The 14613-nt window shown below is 72.2% G+C and carries 16 protein-coding genes; 7 read left to right on the top strand and 9 right to left on the bottom strand.

Annotation, left to right across the window (positions count from 1 at the left end; genetic code table 11):
• Positions 1-90: 90 nt before the first annotated feature.
• The 3 genes from AB0B29_RS06665 to AB0B29_RS06655 are packed head-to-tail and all read left to right on the top strand — an operon-like array spanning position 91 to position 1898.
• The gene (locus AB0B29_RS06665) at positions 91-498 is read left to right on the top strand and encodes a hypothetical protein (RefSeq protein WP_361868176.1); all 408 of its coding nucleotides are present in this window, start codon (positions 91-93) and stop codon (positions 496-498) included.
• A gap of 60 nt (positions 499-558) precedes the next feature.
• On the top strand, positions 559-1107 hold the full coding sequence (locus tag AB0B29_RS06660) for a thiol-disulfide oxidoreductase DCC family protein (protein WP_362235652.1): 549 nt from the start codon (positions 559-561) through the stop codon (positions 1105-1107).
• Between the two features lie 32 nt (positions 1108-1139).
• Positions 1140-1898, top strand: a complete 759-nt coding sequence (locus AB0B29_RS06655) for a TetR/AcrR family transcriptional regulator (RefSeq protein WP_362234820.1) — start codon at positions 1140-1142, stop codon at positions 1896-1898.
• Between the two features lie 27 nt (positions 1899-1925).
• On the opposite strand, the gene AB0B29_RS06650 is transcribed toward AB0B29_RS06655, so the two are convergent.
• From AB0B29_RS06650 to AB0B29_RS06640, 3 genes are all read right to left on the bottom strand, one after another.
• Positions 1926-3479, bottom strand: a complete 1554-nt coding sequence (locus AB0B29_RS06650) for an ABC transporter substrate-binding protein (RefSeq protein ID WP_362234818.1) — start codon at positions 3477-3479, stop codon at positions 1926-1928.
• Positions 3480-3656: 177 nt separating this feature from the next.
• Positions 3657-5108, bottom strand: a complete 1452-nt coding sequence (locus AB0B29_RS06645) for a metallophosphoesterase (protein WP_362234815.1) — start codon at positions 5106-5108, stop codon at positions 3657-3659.
• 23 nt (positions 5109-5131) lie between these two features.
• Complete coding sequence (locus tag AB0B29_RS06640) at positions 5132-5371, bottom strand: SCO4848 family membrane protein (protein WP_003992504.1); 240 nt, start codon at positions 5369-5371, stop codon at positions 5132-5134.
• A gap of 91 nt (positions 5372-5462) precedes the next feature.
• Here AB0B29_RS06640 and AB0B29_RS06635 point away from each other — a divergent pair, with 91 nt between their 5' ends.
• The gene (locus AB0B29_RS06635) at positions 5463-6770 is read left to right on the top strand and encodes a D-alanyl-D-alanine carboxypeptidase family protein (protein ID WP_362234813.1); all 1308 of its coding nucleotides are present in this window, start codon (positions 5463-5465) and stop codon (positions 6768-6770) included.
• Here the strand turns inward: AB0B29_RS06635 and AB0B29_RS06630 are convergent.
• From AB0B29_RS06630 to AB0B29_RS06615, 4 genes are read right to left on the bottom strand one after another with little or no spacing between them, the layout of a single operon-like run.
• Entirely contained in the window at positions 6718-7635 is a 918-nt protein-coding gene (locus AB0B29_RS06630) for a YihY/virulence factor BrkB family protein (protein WP_362234811.1), read from the bottom strand. The genes AB0B29_RS06635 and AB0B29_RS06630 overlap by 53 nt on opposite strands.
• Positions 7623-8078: a GtrA family protein gene (locus AB0B29_RS06625; RefSeq protein ID WP_436845806.1), complete on the bottom strand. Its 456-nt coding sequence runs from the start codon at positions 8076-8078 to the stop codon at positions 7623-7625. Before AB0B29_RS06625 ends, AB0B29_RS06630 begins: the two co-directional genes overlap by 13 nt.
• The gene (locus AB0B29_RS06620; protein ID WP_362234805.1) at positions 8072-9016 is read right to left on the bottom strand and encodes a decaprenyl-phosphate phosphoribosyltransferase; all 945 of its coding nucleotides are present in this window, start codon (positions 9014-9016) and stop codon (positions 8072-8074) included. Before AB0B29_RS06620 ends, AB0B29_RS06625 begins: the two co-directional genes overlap by 7 nt.
• Positions 9009-9530: a phosphatase PAP2 family protein gene (locus AB0B29_RS06615; protein ID WP_362234802.1), complete on the bottom strand. Its 522-nt coding sequence runs from the start codon at positions 9528-9530 to the stop codon at positions 9009-9011. The genes AB0B29_RS06620 and AB0B29_RS06615 overlap by 8 nt, the downstream gene beginning before the upstream one ends.
• 133 nt (positions 9531-9663) lie before the next feature.
• On the opposite strand from AB0B29_RS06615, the gene AB0B29_RS06610 reads away from it, so the two are divergent.
• Together AB0B29_RS06610 and AB0B29_RS06605 are read left to right on the top strand one after the other, a co-directional pair.
• Positions 9664-11046 (top strand): FAD-binding oxidoreductase, encoded by a 1383-nt coding sequence (locus tag AB0B29_RS06610; RefSeq protein WP_362234799.1) that lies wholly within the window; start codon positions 9664-9666, stop codon positions 11044-11046.
• Positions 11047-11068: 22 nt separating this feature from the next.
• Positions 11069-11824: a decaprenylphospho-beta-D-erythro-pentofuranosid-2-ulose 2-reductase gene (locus AB0B29_RS06605; protein ID WP_104777784.1), complete on the top strand. Its 756-nt coding sequence runs from the start codon at positions 11069-11071 to the stop codon at positions 11822-11824.
• Positions 11825-11837: 13 nt separating this feature from the next.
• Here the strand turns inward: AB0B29_RS06605 and AB0B29_RS06600 are convergent, their stop codons facing one another.
• Together AB0B29_RS06600 and trpS are read right to left on the bottom strand one after the other, a co-directional pair.
• The gene (locus AB0B29_RS06600; RefSeq protein WP_362234796.1) at positions 11838-12416 is read right to left on the bottom strand and encodes a 2'-5' RNA ligase family protein; all 579 of its coding nucleotides are present in this window, start codon (positions 12414-12416) and stop codon (positions 11838-11840) included.
• Between the two features lie 139 nt (positions 12417-12555).
• Complete coding sequence (gene trpS, locus AB0B29_RS06595; RefSeq protein WP_142160359.1) at positions 12556-13569, bottom strand: tryptophan--tRNA ligase; 1014 nt, start codon at positions 13567-13569, stop codon at positions 12556-12558.
• Positions 13570-13800: 231 nt separating this feature from the next.
• Between trpS and AB0B29_RS06590 the strand changes: the two genes are divergently transcribed.
• The gene (locus AB0B29_RS06590; RefSeq protein ID WP_362234794.1) at positions 13801-14583 is read left to right on the top strand and encodes a hypothetical protein; all 783 of its coding nucleotides are present in this window, start codon (positions 13801-13803) and stop codon (positions 14581-14583) included.
• Positions 14584-14613: the final 30 nt, after the last annotated feature.

Genomic DNA, 14613 nt, shown 5'->3' with positions numbered 1-14613 from the left:
AGAAGCCGGGACCCCGTGTTGAACATGTTCAAAAGTAGGTCTACAGTCATCTCCGACAGCGTTTTGAACGTGTTCAAGAAGGGTGGGGCTATGGACCGCACGGTCATCGCCTATGTCATCTACCTGCTGGTCAGCATCGGTCTGACCATCTGGGTGGCCCGCACGCTCAGCCGTAACGGCAGGGTCTTCCTCGCCGACGTGCTGCACGGCAACGAGAAGCTCGCCGACGCCGTCAACCACCTGCTGGTGGTCGGCTTCTACCTCGTCAACCTCGGGTTCGTCGCGCTGTACCTGAGCGGCGACGGGACCATCAGCGACGCCCGCGGGATCTTCGAGGCCCTGTCGACCAAGCTCGGCGTGGTGCTGCTCGTGCTCGGCGTGATGCACCTGGCCAACGTCTACGTACTCAACCGGATCCGGCGCCGGGGCGCCATGGAGCGGGAGCAGGTGCCGCCGGTCCCGCCGCAGGGCTGGGTCGCCCCGCAGCCGCAGGCCTGAGCGGAGACCCACGTGAACGCCACCGGCACCAGCACCAGCACCAGCACCAGCACGACCGGAATGAACGCCACCGGCACACGCGCGGCCGCCCCGGTCCGCCGGCTCACCGTCCTGTACGACGCCGAGTGCTCCCTGTGCGCGTTCCTGCGCGACTGGCTCCTGCGGCAGCCGAAGCTGGTGCCGTTGGAGCTGGTCCCGGCCGCCTCCGACGAGGCCCGGCGGCGCTTTCCCGGGCTCGACCACGGCGCCACCCTCGACGAGATCACCGTCGTCGGCGACGCCGGGCAGGTCTACCGGGGCCCGGCCGCCTGGGTGGTCACCCTGTGGGCGCTGCGCGAGCACCGCCCGCTCGCCCACCGGCTGAGCACCCCGTCCGGCGCCCTGCTCGCCAAGGGCGCGGTGCTCGCCGCCGCCAAGTGGCGCGGCGCGCAGTGGAGGGGGCAGGGCGGCGGCGCGCAGTGGCAGCGGGGGCAGCGCGGTGGGGCGCAGTGGGGCGGCCGGGTCTACCGGCGGGCGGACGGCTGGTCGTACGACCCGGACAGCGGCTGGAGTTACACCGCGCCGGGCTGCGCCGACGGCACCTGCGCCCCTCGGCAGCCGTACCGGTAGCCGCACCGGTGCTGACGTTAGGCTCTCTTTCCGTGTCCGCGAAGAACGACGGCCCCGACGACGGCGCCCTCCCCACCAAGTCCGAGCAGACCCGCGCCCTGATCCTGGAGACGGCCATGCGGCTGTTCCAGGAGCGCGGTTACGACAAGACGACGATGCGGGCCATCGCCAAGGAGGCCGGGGTCTCCGTCGGCAACGCGTACTACTACTTCGCGGGCAAGGAGCATCTGATCCAGGGCTTCTACGACCGGATCGCCGCCGAGCACCAGGTGGCGGTCCGGGAGATCCTGGACCGGGAGCGCGACCTGGAGGCCCGGCTCGCGGGGGTGCTGCGGGCCTGGCTCGACATCGCCGCGCCCTACCACGAGTTCGCGGTGCAGTTCTTCAAGAACGCCGCCGACCCGGACAGCCCGCTCAGCCCCTTCTCCCCCGAGTCCGAGCACGCGCGCGAGGAGGCCATCAGCGTCCACCGGGAGGTGCTCGCCGGGGCCACGAAGACCAAGGTGCCCGAGGAACTGCGGGACATCCTGCCCGAGTTGATGTGGCTGTCCCAGATGGGACTCGTCCTGTACTGGATCTTCGACCGCACCGAGGGGCGCGAGCGCAGCTACCGGCTGGCCGAGCGCGGTGCCCGGCTCACCGCGCGGGGTGTCGCCCTGGCCCGCTTCCGGGTGCTGCGGCCGCTCGTGCGCGAGGTGCACGAACTGTTCACGGAGTTCCTGCCGGGCATGACGAACGCCATCCCCGATCCGGCGTCACGGCGCCGGACCGACCCCCGCACCGGCCCCTGACCCGCGGGGGCGCGACCAGCGCCGACCTCAGAGTGACGTGAGGCTCCACAGGCGGAACACGCCCGTGCCGTCCGAGAGGTACTGGCCGCCGCCCACGTCCTCGGTGGTGACGACGTACTCCTTGGCCTGCCACAGCGGCAGCACCGGGACGTCCTCGGCGACGGTGTCCTGCACCGAGCGGAAGTCCCGCTCGGCCTCGGTCCGCTCGGCGAAGCGCCGGCTGTCCTTGATGAGCCGGTCGACGGTCTTGCTGCTGTAGCCGGTGTTCATGGCGCTGCCGGTGCCGACGAGCGCGGCGCCGAAGGTGTCCGGGTCGGGGAAGTCGGCGACCCAGCCGACGGCGTACGCGTCGAGCTTGCCGGTCGCCCACTGCTTCTGGAAGGCGGTCCACTCGTAGCCCTTGAGGGTGACCTGGAACAGACCGCTCGCCTCCAGCTCCTTCTTGATCTCGGCCGCCTCCTGCTCACCGGCGCCGCGTCCCTTGGCGTAGCCGTAGGTGAAGTGCACCGGCAGGCTCACGCCTGCCTTCGTGAGGAGCTGCCGGGCCTTGTCCGGGTCGGGCTTCGGATAGTCGTCGAAGAACGAGGCGGTGTGCCCGGTCAGGCCTGCCGGAATCAGGGAGTACAGCGGGTCGACGGTGCCGTCGTAGACGGTGGCGGCCAGCGCCTCGCGGTCGATCAGCCAGGCCATGGCCTGCCGGACCTTCGGGTCGTGCAGCGGCTTGCCCGAACGCGTGTTGAAGTACAGGTTGCGGGTCTCCGAGCCGTCCGCCTCGTAGACGTGCTGGGCGGGGTCGCTCGGGTTGAGTCCGGCCAGGACGCCGGGCGGCAGCTGGTCGGTCGCGACGTCGACCTGCTTGTCCTTCCAGGCCGTGTCCAGGGCCTGGGGGGTCGTGTAGTAGCGCATGTCGACGGGCCGGCCGGTGCCGCTGACGGCACCCCGGTAGTGCGGGTTGGGCGCGAGGACCGCCTCATGGTCCTTCGTGTACGAGGTGAGGGTGTACGGGCCCGTCCCGTCGACACCGGCGTCGGTGCGGAGCTTGACGGCCGGGTAGGCGGTGTGGTCGACGATCGAGCCGGCGCCGGTGGCCACCTTGAAGGGGAACGTCGCGTCGGGCGAGGTCAGGTGAAAGGTGACGGTCATGCCGTCGGCGTCCACCGAACCGAGTGTGCCGAGCAGGGACGCCGGGCCGACGGGGGCCTTGATCCGCAGGATCCGGTCGAAGGAGTACTTCACGTCCTCGGCGTTCATCGCCCGGCCGCTGGGGAAGGTGAGGCCGTCGCGCAGCTCACAGCGGTACGTGGTGAGGTCTCCGTGGACGAAGGCACAGCTCTTCGCCGCGTCCGGCACGGGGGCGGTGCCGCCCGGCGCGAAGGTCAGCAGCGACTGGAAGACGTTGCTGAACAGCGCCCAGGAGCCCGCGTCGTAGGCACCGGCGGGATCGAGCGAGGTGACGCCGTCCGTCGTACCGACCGTGATGGTCTTCCCGTCGCCCTTCGACGGCAGGAACTGCCAGGCGCCCACGCCCGCGGCGGCCAGGACGAGCAGCCCCGCGAGTATCCGTATGCGAACCGATCGCATCGGCTTTGCCCTCCCCAGGCCCCTGAAGACCTTTGTGCGTGTGCCGCACCCCTTTGCGGCGGGCTCACCCAATCACAGGATTTCGAGCAGGGGGAAGGGAGATCGGATGAGTTGGGAAAGAACTTACCGATGCGCCTTTCGGTGCGGTTTCACAGCGTTCCCACAGGGTGCGCGCACTCAGGCCTGCTTCGACGCCAGCTCGATCACGGTGATGTCCGACGGCGCGCCCACGCGGGTGGGCGGGCCCCAGGCGCCGGCGCCGCGCGAGACGTAGAGCTGGGTGTCGCCGTAGCGGTCCAGGCCCGCGAGGGTCGGGTTGGCGCCGGCGGCGATGAGATTGCCGGGCCAGAGCTGGCCGCCGTGGGTGTGGCCGGAGAGCTGGAGGTCGACGCCGTGCTCGACGGCGTCGTGGATCTGGACGGGCTGGTGGGCGAGCAGCACGCAGGCGCGTGCGGTGTCGCGGTCGCCCAGTGCCTTCGCGAAGTCGGGGCCTTGGCCCTCGTCCTCGCCCGCGATGTCGTTGACTCCGGCCAGGTCGAAGTACGGCATCTCCCGGCGGGCGTTCTCCAGGGGGTCGATGCCCAGGCGGCGGACCTCCTCGACCCACTGCTCGGCACCGGAGAAGTACTCGTGGTTGCCGGTGACGAAGTAGGAGCCGTGACGGGCCCTCAGCCGGGCGAGCGGGGCGGCCGCGGGGCCGAGGTCCTTCACGCTGCCGTCGACCAGGTCGCCGACGACCGCGATCAGGTCGGGCTGGGTTCCGTTGATCGTGTCGACGACCTTCTGCGCGAAGCCGCGTCCGAGGACCGGGCCGAGGTGCACGTCACTGACCACGGCGATCCGGTAGCCGTGCGCGGCGCGCGGCAGCTTGGCCAGGGGCACGGTGACCCGCTTGACCTGCGGCCCGCGCAGCACACCATACGTCCCGTAGCCCACGGTCCCGACAGCAGCGGCCGCGGCGGCCCCGGCGACGACCCGGGAGACGAAGAGGCGGCGGGTGGGGCCGGCCGGGGCGGCGGGGGCCGGCGCCCTTTCGGCGTCGCCGGTCGCGGGCGCCGGGGCGGCGGACGCAGGTGCTCCATCGGTATCGCCGGTCGCGGGCCGGGGCGGCGCCGCGCCACTGCCGTTCGCCTGTGGCGCGGCGGTCTCGGCCGTGGACGCGCCGACACCGGCGTCCGGCTGTGAGACGGCTGGGGATGCCCCGTCGGCAGCGGTCGGTCCGCCGCCGCCCGCCCGTGAGACCGACGCGGGCACGGGGACAGCGGTGGCGGCCGCACCGCTGCCGTTGCGCTGTTCCGTCCGTCTCGCCCGGTGTTCGAGGAAGCGGCGCAGGAGCGGGCGGACGATGTCGCCGGCCACCACTGCCAGCAGCAGGTATATCGACAGGGCCAGCCACAGGAAGCCCGGCCAGGCCAGCACCTGCTGGAGCCGGAAGGGGGCGCCGGAGCGTTCGGCGACCAGGGCCCCGATCGCGAGGGCCCAGCCGCCGGCGATGAGGACCGCGCCCGCGCGGCGGACGAGACCCGGGCCGCCGGTCGTGTCGCGGAACAGACGGCGCCACACGTACCAGTTGGCCGTCACGACGACGGCCAGGACCAGCACGGCGACGAGCACGAAAACGATGACCACGGTGTCGTCTCTCCCGATCGCCGCTATGACGTCCGGCGCAGTGCGCGCAGACCACGCAACCCGATGGCCCCGATGACCGTCCCCAATACGAAGGAAACGACGGCGAGCAGCAGGTGCACCCAGAAGTAGGCCGTGGGACGACCGTCGTCGAAGGCGAGCCCGCTGCCGTCCTTGACCAGGTTCTTGACGAAAGTGATCCAGATGACCCAGCTCCACACCCCGAAGGCGAGCAGGAACCAGGAGACGGGGCGGCTGAGCTTCATGCACCCAGTATCGCCAGGCCGTGTCCGGTTCCGTTCGCGGGGTGGGGCCGGAGACGGGACTTCCCCCCGTACGGCATGTACGTTTCCGATCGTGCCCGCTCCGAACAAGACCACCAGGCGATCCCTGCTGGTCACCTCCGCCGTCCTGTCGTCCCTCGCCCTGGCCGCACCCGCCGCCGTCGCCGCGCCGAAGCCCTCGGACAGCCCGTCGGCGAGCGCGAGCCCCTCGGCCACTCCCCCGGCCGCGATGTCGAGCGTGGGCGGCGCCCGGCTCGGCAGGCCGGACACGCAGGTGAACCTGGCGGCCGGCGTACCGGCGCTGCCGAAGGACGTGAGCGCGCGCTCCTGGATCGTCGCCGACGCCGAGTCCGGAGACGTGCTGGCCTCGCACAACGCGCACTGGCGCCTCGCCCCGGCGAGCACGCTGAAGATGCTGTTCGCGGACACGCTGCTGCCGAAGTTCCCGAGGGACGCCAAGCACAAGGTCGTGCCCTCCGACATGGCCGGCATCGGCGCGGGCTCCAGCATGGTCGGGATAAAGGAGGAGGAGACGTACACGGTCCACGACCTGTGGCTGGGCGTCTTCCTGCGCTCCGGCAACGACGCCGTGCACGTGCTGTCCGCCATGAACGGGGGCGTCGACACCACCGTCAAGGACATGAACGAGCACGCCGAGGAGCTCCAGGCCCTCGACACGCACGTCGTCAGCCCGGACGGCTACGACGCCGAGGGGCAGGTCTCCTCCGCTTACGACCTGACGCTGTTCGCCCGCTCGGGGCTGCAGAAGAAGGACTTCCGGGAGTACTGCTCGACGGTCAGCGCCAAGTTCCCGGGCCAGACGAAGAAGGGCAAGAAGGGCAAGCAGGTCCGCGAGTCCTTCGAGATCCAGAACACCAACCGGCTGCTCGCCGGCGACTCCGACGTGCCGGTCTACCAGGGCATCGCAGGCGTCAAGAACGGCAACACCACCAACGCGGGCGCCACCTTCACCGGCGTCGCCGAGCGCGGCGGCAAGGTGCTGCTGGTGACGGTGATGAACCCGGAGAAGCCCGAGCACAACGAGGTCTACAAGGAGACGGCCCGGCTGTTCGACTGGGGCTTCAAGGCGGCCGGGAAGGTGCAGCCGGTGGGCGAGCTGGTGCCGCCCAAGGGCGCCGGGCAGGCGGAGCCCGACGCGAACCCCTCGGGCGAGGCGGGCGGTTCCGGGGACGGCGGCAGCGGCACGGCCGGGACCGGCTCGAAGCCGGTGGCCAGTGCCCCGGCCGCGGACGGCTCCAGCGGCATGGGAACGGCGCTCGGCATCACGGGTGGGGTGCTGGTACTGCTCGCGGGCGGCGCGTTCCTCGTCAACCGCCGGTGGCCGCTGCCGGATCTGGTGCGCCGCCGGGACCGGTCGTGAGGTTCGGGACCTCCTCCTCCTTGCTCTGCGTCGCCGTCCAGGCGGCGCAGAACAGCACCAGTTTCGAGGTGAAGTTGATCCACAGCAGCAGCGCGACGGGCACCCCGAACGCGCCGTACATGCTCTTCGCCGCCACGCCCTGCAGATAGCCGCTGAGCAGCAGCTTCAGCAGTTCAAAACCGATCGCGCCGGTCAGCGCCGCGACGAACAGGCGGTGCCGGGTGGGCTCGACGCCGGGCAGCAGCGTCAGGACGTAGAGCAGGAGCAGGAAGTTCGCGAGCACGGCGATCAGGAACGCGGCGATGTGCAGCAGGGCCCCGCCCCAGCCGCCCTCCTCGATGCCTGCTTCCCCGGTGATCCAGCCGATCATGGCGGAGGCGACGGCGGAGGCGGCGATGGTGACGAGGAGCGCGCCGCCGAGGCCGATCAGGACGCCCGCGTCCTTGCCGTAGCGCAGGACGGGGTTCTCCTCCTCGTCGGACAGCTCCCACACCGCCCGCAGGCACTCACGCATCGAGCCGGCCCAGCTGACGCCGGTGAAGAACAGCAGGGCGCCCGCGATGAGCCCGATGGTGCCGGCGTTGTCGACCAGCCCGGCGATGTCGAGCTGGTCGGAGATGCCGGGGACCTGCTCGGCGAGCTTGTCCTGAAGCCGGTGTTCCTGCTCCGTGCTGAGCGTGGCTGCGGCGATGGTGGCGGACACCGTCAGCAGCGGGAACAGCGCGACGAAACTGGTGAAGGTCATCGCGGCGGCCAGCCGTGTCCACTTCACGCGGTCGAGCCGCTCGTACGACCGCCAGGCGTGGGTGATCATCAGCCGTTCCGCCCACGCCCCGACCACCGGGAGTCTTTTCAGCCAGTCCATGATCCGACTCTGCCCTCCGCCCGGAACACCCATGTACGGGTACCCCAGAACCGCAGGACTGTGGCCAGCGCCATACCGATGACCGCGCCGGAGACGGTGTCCGCGCGCTGCGAGGTGAGGCCGAGGCCGTAGTGGCTGACGGCCAGGCAGAGCAGTTGTACGGCGGCTCCGGCGAGGTTCACCGCGAAGAACACGGCGTACGCCCGCAGGCCCGGTGCGCGTGCGGTGCGGTAGGTGCCGAGGGCGTTGCCCGCGTAGGCGACCGTGCAGGCGGCCAGGAACGACAGGGACTTGGCGGTGATCGGGTCGAGTCCGGCGGGGCCGCGCAGGGCGGTGAACAGGGCGAGGTCGACGGCGTAGGCGAGGAGCCCGACGCCGGCGAAGCCGAGCAGTTCCCGGCGGCCCGGGAGCGGGGTGCTCCGCCAGGTGCGCGTGGTCACCAGTCGGCCACGGCCAGGCCGTACATCGCCACCCAGGCGATGCCGATGAGCGCGAGGGCCCGGTCGCCCAGGACGACGTCCTCGGGTTCGCCGGCCGTGCCGCGGTCGGCGAAGACGGCGTAGCGCAGGATCGCCAGGATGAAGGCGACCATGGACAGTTGGCGCCAGGGCAGCACGCTGGTGTGCGGGACGCCGCCCTCCTCCATGGCCCACAGGCAGTAGCCGAGGACGGCGACGCCGGCCGCGAGCTGCCAGACGAAGCGGAGGTAGCCGGTGGTGTACTCGGTGAGCAACGCGCGGGTGGCGCCCGCCTTTCCGGCCATCTGGACGGCTTCCGAGTAGCGCTTGGCGGACACCATGAACAGCGCGCCGAAACCGGTGGTGATCAGGAACCAGCGGGAGAGCGGGATGCCCAGGGCGAGTCCGCCGACCATGGCCCGCATCAGGAAGCCGGTGGTGATGACGGCCAGGTCGACGACCAGCACGTGCTTGAGGCTGATGCAGTAGGCGAGTTGCATGGCGAGGTAGGCGGTCAGCAGGGTCGCGACGGCCGGGCCGCACAGCCAGGCCGCGGCGGCGGGCGCAAGGACGCCCAGGCAGCCGCCGACGGCGTAGGCGACGGGTACCGGGACCTGCCCGGCGGCGACCGGGCGGTGCCGTTTGGTGGGGTGGGCGCGGTCGGCGTCGGCGTCGCGGGCGTCGTTGACGAGGTAGACGGCGGCGGCGCAGGCGGTGAAGAGGCAGAAGACGAGGGCGAGTCGGAGCAGCGCGTGCCCGGAGAAGAGCTCACCGGCGGCGGCCGGGGCGGCGACGACGAGGACGTTCTTGACCCACTGCTTGGGGCGCGCGGTCCTGAGGAGACCGGCCAGGAGACCGCCCTTGTGGGGTGGTGCGGGCCGCTCCTCGTGGGTGCGCTGCCGCAGGACGGCCGTCTCACTCATGGTGGGCGCCCTCCCGCATCCAGCGGGCGCCTAGCCGGGCCGTGAGGGCGCCGAGGGCCGCCCCGGCGGCGATGTCCGTGGGGAAGTGGACACCGGCCACCAGCCGTGAGACGCACACCAGACCGGCCAGTGGCGGGACCGCGTGGGCGCCCAGGGCGCCGAAGGCGACGGCTGCGGCCGCCGCGGAGGCGGCGTGCGAGCTGGGGAAGGAGTGCCGGCCGGCGGTGTGCACCAGCGGCTCGACGTGCGCGGGGCGCGGCCTGCGCACGACCCGTTTCACCCCCATGCTCACCAGGTGCGCCCCCGCGGTCAGTGCGGTGCCGCGCAGCCAGGCGCCGCGTCGCCCGCCGTCGACGGCGGCTCCGGCGAGCCCGGCCGCCAGCCACAGCGCCGCGTGCTCCCCCGCCCAGGACAGGGCACGAGCGGCGCCCGCCACGCGCGGGTCGGTGCCGCACTCCCTGAGCGCCGAAACGATCCGGTGGTCCATGTCGTGCAGGTCGTCGAGGTCGTCCATGTGGACTCACTGTTCACGCCCTTGAGGCCTGAACTCCGGCAATATTGGGCGACATCCCATTAATCACCCATTTCGGGGAGGGATGCCATGTTTGCTAACTATTCGCTCTCGATAGGGCGATACGGTCACAGACATGTCTGCCGACACCGATTCCGACCCGGACGTCATGGGCCTGGACCACACCACCGTCACGGGCTGGGGCCGCACTGCCCCCACTGCCGCATGGGTGGTCCGCCCCCGGACGTACGAGGAGGCCGCGGCGGCCGTCCGGGACTGCGGGGCGCGCGGCGGGATCCCCCGGGGCCTGGGACGGGCGTACGGGGACGCGGCGCAGAACGCGGGCGGGTCCGTGCTCGACATGACGGGCCTGGACCGGGTGCACGCGATCGACGCCGACGGCGGGACCGTGCTGTGCGACGCGGGCGTCTCCCTGCACCGGCTGATGGAGGTGCTGCTGCCGCTCGGCTGGTTCGTGCCGGTGACACCCGGCACCCGCTACGTCACCGTCGGCGGGGCGATCGGCGCCGACATCCACGGCAAGAACCACCACGTCTCCGGCTCCTTCGCGCGGCACGTGCTCGCCCTCGAACTGCTTTCCGCCGACGGCGAGATCCGCACGGTGGTGCCCGGCACGCCGCTGTTCGACGCGACGGCCGGCGGCATGGGCCTGACCGGCGTGATCCTCACCGCGACGATCCGGCTCCAGCCCGTCGAGACGTCACTGATGTCGGTCGACACCGAGCGGGCGACGGACCTGGACGACCTGATGGCCCGGCTGGCGGCCACCGACCACCGGTACCGCTACTCGGTCGCCTGGATCGACCTGCTGGCCCGGGGCGCCGCCACCGGGCGCGCGGTCCTCACGCGCGGCGACCACGCCCCGCTGGACGCGCTCCCCGCCCGCCTGCGCCGGGACCCGCTGGCCTTCCGCACCCCCCGTCTCCCGGCCACCCCGGCGATCCTCCCCGAGGGCCTGCTCAGCCGGACGACGGTGGGCCTGTTCAACGAGCTCTGGTACCGCAAGGCCCCCCGCGCCCGCACCGGCCGGATCCAGCGGATCTCCGGCTTCTTCCACCCCCTGGACGGCGTGCCCCACTGGAACCGCGTCTACGGCCGCGGCGGCTTCGTGCAGTACCAGTTCGTCGTCGGCCAGGGCCGGGAGGACGCCCTGCGCCGCATCGTGCGCCGCATCTCCGAGCGCCGCTGCCCGTCCTTCCTGGCCGTCCTCAAGCGCTTCGGGGAGGCCGACCCGGGCTGGCTGTCCTTTCCGGTGCCGGGCTGGACGCTGGCGCTGGACATCCCGGCGGGCCTGCCCGGCCTCGGCGCGTTCCTCGACGAGCTGGACGAGGAGGTCGCCGCCGCGGGTGGTCGCGTCTACCTCGCCAAGGACGCCCGGCTGCGCCCGGAACTGCTCGCGCACATGTACCCGCGCCTCGACGACTTCCGCGAGCTGCGCGCCCGGTTGGACCCGCACGGGGTGTTCGTGTCCGACCTGGCCCGCCGCCTCGGTCTCTGAGCAATCTCTAGGAGCTGCTGTCATGAAGGACGCCTTCGGCCTCCCCCAGTCCCTGCTCGTCCTCGGTGGCACGTCGGAGATCGCGCTGGCCACAGCCCGCCGCCTGATCGCCCGCCGCACCCGCACGGTCTGGCTGGCCGGCCGCCCCTCCCCCGCGCTGGAGGAGGCCGCCGGGCAGCTGCGCGGGCTCGGGGCCGACGTGCACACCGTCGCCTTCGACGCCCTCGACCCGGCTTCCCACGAGGCCGTGCTCGGCAAGGTCTTCGCCGAGGGCGATGTCGACATGGTGCTGCTCGCCTTCGGGCTGCTCGGCGACCAGGCCCGCGACGAGCGGGAGCCGGAGGCGGCGGTGCGGGTCGCGCAGACCAACTACACCGGCGCGGTCTCGGCGGGGCTGGTGTGCGCCCGTTCGCTCCAGTCCCAGGGGCACGGCTCGCTGGTCGTGATGTCCTCCGTCGCGGGCGAGCGGGCCCGCCGCGCGAACTTCATCTACGGCTCCAGCAAGGCCGGCCTCGACGCCTTCGCGCAGGGCCTGGGCGACGCGCTGCACGGCACGGGGGTGCACGTCATGGTCGTACGCCCCGGCTTCGTGCGGACGCGGATGACCGCCGGTCTGCCGGAGGCACCGCTGGCGACCACGCCCGAGGCGGTCGCGACGGCCGTGGAGCTGGGGCTGCGGCGCCGCTCGGAGACGGTGTGGGTGCCGGGGACGCTGCGCGTGGTGATGGCGGCGCTGCGGCACCTGCCACGCGGGGTGTTCCGGCGACTGCCGGTCTGACCGGCCGGGAGGCTCAGTGGGTGGGGACCGAGCCGCGCTCCACCCGCCCGGCCTGCGGGGGGACCACCGAGCCGCCGAAGGGGAAGTCGCGGAGTTTGCGCCAGACACCGTCGGCGCCCTGCTCGTAGAGGGCGAAGCCGGTGCAGGGCCACTCGGCCTCGTAGCCGGAGAGCTCCTCGAAGGCGCGGTCCATGGCCGCCTCGTCGATGCCGTGCGCGACGGTGACGTGCGGGTGGTAGGGGAACTGCAGTTCGCGTGCGGCCGGCCCGGCGGGGTCGCGGACCTGCTGCTGGAGCAGCGTGCAGGCCTCGGCGCCCGCCGCGACCCGGACGAACACCACCGGCGACACGGGCCGGAAGGTGCCGGTGCCGGACAACCGCATGGGGAACGCGCGGCCGCCCGCGGCGACCTCGGCCAGATGCGCCTCGACCACCGGCAGGGCGCTCTCGTCGACCTCTGTCGGCGGCAGCAGGGTGACATGCGTGGGGATGCCGTGAGCCGAGGCGTCGCCGAAGCCCGCGCGCAGCTGCTGGAGCTCGCTGCCGTGAGGCTCCGGGACCGCGATCGAGACACCGATCGTTACGGTCCCCACGTCGTCTCCTGTCGTGTCAGTGTGGCCGCTGATACGACCACCCGGTTATCGACTGTACGGCCACGACCGGGTTACGGGCAGGCGCAACCGGAGTGATGTACAGCGCTGTTCGGTGGTGCGGGTGTGTGCGGGGGCCGGTTCAGTGCTTGGCGGGCAGGAAGCCGACCTTGTCGTAGGCCTGGGCGAGGGTCTCCGCGGCGACCGCGCGGGCCTTCTCGGCGCCCTTGGCGAGGATCGAGTCGAGCGTCTCGGGGTCGTCCAGGTACTGCTGGGTGCGCTCCCGGAACGGCGTGACGAAGTCGACCATGACCTCGGCGAGGTCCGTCTTGAGCGCGCCGTACATCTTGCCGGTGTACTTCTCCTCCAGCTCGGCGATGCTCTCGCCGGTGAGGGTCGAGTAGATCGTCAGGAGGTTGCTGACGCCCGGCTTGTTCTCGGCGTCGTAGCGGATCACCGTGTCGGTGTCGGTGACGGCGCTCTTGACCTTCTTGGCCGTGGCCTTCGGCTCGTCGAGGAGGTTGATGAGGCCCTTCGGCGTGGACGCCGACTTGCTCATCTTGATCGACGGGTCCTGGAGGTCGTAGATCTTCGCCGTCTCCTTGAGGATGTACGGCTTCGGCAGCGTGAAGGTCTCGCCGAACCGGCCGTTGAAGCGCGTGGCGAGGTCGCGGGTGAGCTCGATGTGCTGGCGCTGGTCCTCGCCGACCGGGACCTCGTGGGCCTGGTAGAGCAGGATGTCCGCGACCTGGAGGATCGGGTACGTGAACAGGCCGACCGAGGCGCGCTCGGCGCCCTGTTTGGCGGACTTGTCCTTGAACTGGGTCATCCGGCCGGCCTCGCCGAAGCCCGTGAGGCAGTTCATGATCCAGGCGAGCTGGGCGTGCTCGGGGACGTGGCTCTGCACGAAGAGCGTGCAGCGGTCCGGGTCGAGGCCCGCAGCGAGGAGCTGGGCCGCGGCCAGGCGCGTGTTCGCGCGCAGGTCCTTCGGGTCCTGCGGGATGGTGATCGCGTGCAGGTCGACGACCATGTAGAACGCGTCGTGGGTCTCCTGCAGGGCCACCCACTGGCGGACGGCGCCGAGGTAGTTGCCGAGGTGGAACGAGCCGGCGGTGGGCTGGATCCCGGAGAGCACGCGAGGTCGGTCAGAGGCCATGCTCACCATTCTCTCAGGTCCCGGGGGCCGATCCGGAACCGGCCGGAAACAGACGGGATCCCGTTCGGCCCCGGCGGTGTAACAAGGGTGTGGGGACACGCGGAGGGCCTTGAGGGCTGCTCCGGGCCGTGTTCGGGGCAGTGGGGAAGCGGGAGGGGACCGATGCGGGGACTGGGTGGGGCGGGGAGAGGACAGGGCCCGGGCCGGGCACTGAGCCGTGGTGAGGCGGGCATGCCGCGCGGTGATGCGGCGGGAGTGCGGCGCCGTCATGCGGCGGGAGTGCTGCGCCCTCGTGGGGCCGGAGCGCTGCGTCGCCGTCTGGGGTGGTGTCTGCTGGTGCCGGCGGTGGCGGGCGCTCTGGGCGGTGGTGTGGCGGTGACGTCGGCCGTGGCCGCCCCGGTGCGGCCGCGGGACGTGCCGGACGTGGCGATGGTCGTCGAGGGCGGCACGGGGCGGACGACGGCGGTGCGCTCGGGGCAGCCGGCCTTCGCCCGGCTGTGGCAGCTGCTCGAGCCCACGTTCAGCGGAACGGAGCGGGTTCCACAGGAGTGGACGGCGGGAGACTTCCCGCAGGTGCGGCTGACGGTGGTCTGGGGGCTGTCCGGGGTCGGCGGCTGGCCCACCACCAACCGGCCGCCGGGCGGGGACGTGGCCGTCGAGCGGCAGGACCAGCTGGTGGTGGCCGAGGACGGCACACCCTGGGTGCGCTCGGATCCGGCGCCCGCCGTGGAGGACGACGACATCCGCTGGCACCGGGCGCCGCGGTCGCTCTTCGACCGGCTGGACAGGGCGCGGCTGCTGGGTGACGCGGAGGGCGGCCCCGTGGGGAACGCGGCCGTCTCCGGCCTGCCCGGGCCGATGCGGGGTGATGTCCGCTGGGCTGTGGCGGCAGGGGTGCTGGGGCTCGCGGCCGGTGCCGGCGGCACGCTGCTGATACGCCGCGCGGCGGCCCGGCGGGAAGCCGGACCGCCGCGGGAGGAGCCACGTCAGGTGCTGATCGACCTGGACGGGTGACGAGCCGCGGGCCTCGGCGCGGGCCGGGAC

Origin of the sequence: Streptomyces tibetensis (genome assembly GCF_040647715.1) — a bacterium.
Taxonomy (GTDB): domain Bacteria; phylum Actinomycetota; class Actinomycetes; order Streptomycetales; family Streptomycetaceae; genus Streptomyces; species Streptomyces tibetensis_A.
This window is presented reverse-complemented; position numbering and strand designations above follow the sequence as displayed.

Excerpts from the sequence above, each read along its gene's own strand:
- AB0B29_RS06620 (WP_362234805.1), bottom strand. The coding sequence starts at position 9,016 with ATGAGTGAGACGGCCGTCCTGCGGCAGCGCACCCACGAGGAGCGGCCC.
- AB0B29_RS06650 (WP_362234818.1), bottom strand. The coding sequence starts at position 3,479 with ATGCGATCGGTTCGCATACGGATACTCGCGGGGCTGCTCGTCCTGGCC.
- AB0B29_RS06665 (WP_361868176.1), top strand. The coding sequence starts at position 91 with ATGGACCGCACGGTCATCGCCTATGTCATCTACCTGCTGGTCAGCATC.
- AB0B29_RS06640 (WP_003992504.1), bottom strand. The coding sequence starts at position 5,371 with ATGAAGCTCAGCCGCCCCGTCTCCTGGTTCCTGCTCGCCTTCGGGGTG.
- AB0B29_RS06615 (WP_362234802.1), bottom strand. The coding sequence starts at position 9,530 with ATGGACGACCTCGACGACCTGCACGACATGGACCACCGGATCGTTTCG.
- AB0B29_RS06630 (WP_362234811.1), bottom strand. The coding sequence starts at position 7,635 with ATGGACTGGCTGAAAAGACTCCCGGTGGTCGGGGCGTGGGCGGAACGG.
- AB0B29_RS06605 (WP_104777784.1), top strand. The coding sequence starts at position 11,069 with ATGAAGGACGCCTTCGGCCTCCCCCAGTCCCTGCTCGTCCTCGGTGGC.
- AB0B29_RS06610 (WP_362234799.1), top strand. The coding sequence starts at position 9,664 with ATGTCTGCCGACACCGATTCCGACCCGGACGTCATGGGCCTGGACCAC.
- trpS (WP_142160359.1), bottom strand. The coding sequence starts at position 13,569 with ATGGCCTCTGACCGACCTCGCGTGCTCTCCGGGATCCAGCCCACCGCC.
- AB0B29_RS06660 (WP_362235652.1), top strand. The coding sequence starts at position 559 with ATGAACGCCACCGGCACACGCGCGGCCGCCCCGGTCCGCCGGCTCACC.
- AB0B29_RS06590 (WP_362234794.1), top strand. The coding sequence starts at position 13,801 with ATGCCGCGCGGTGATGCGGCGGGAGTGCGGCGCCGTCATGCGGCGGGA.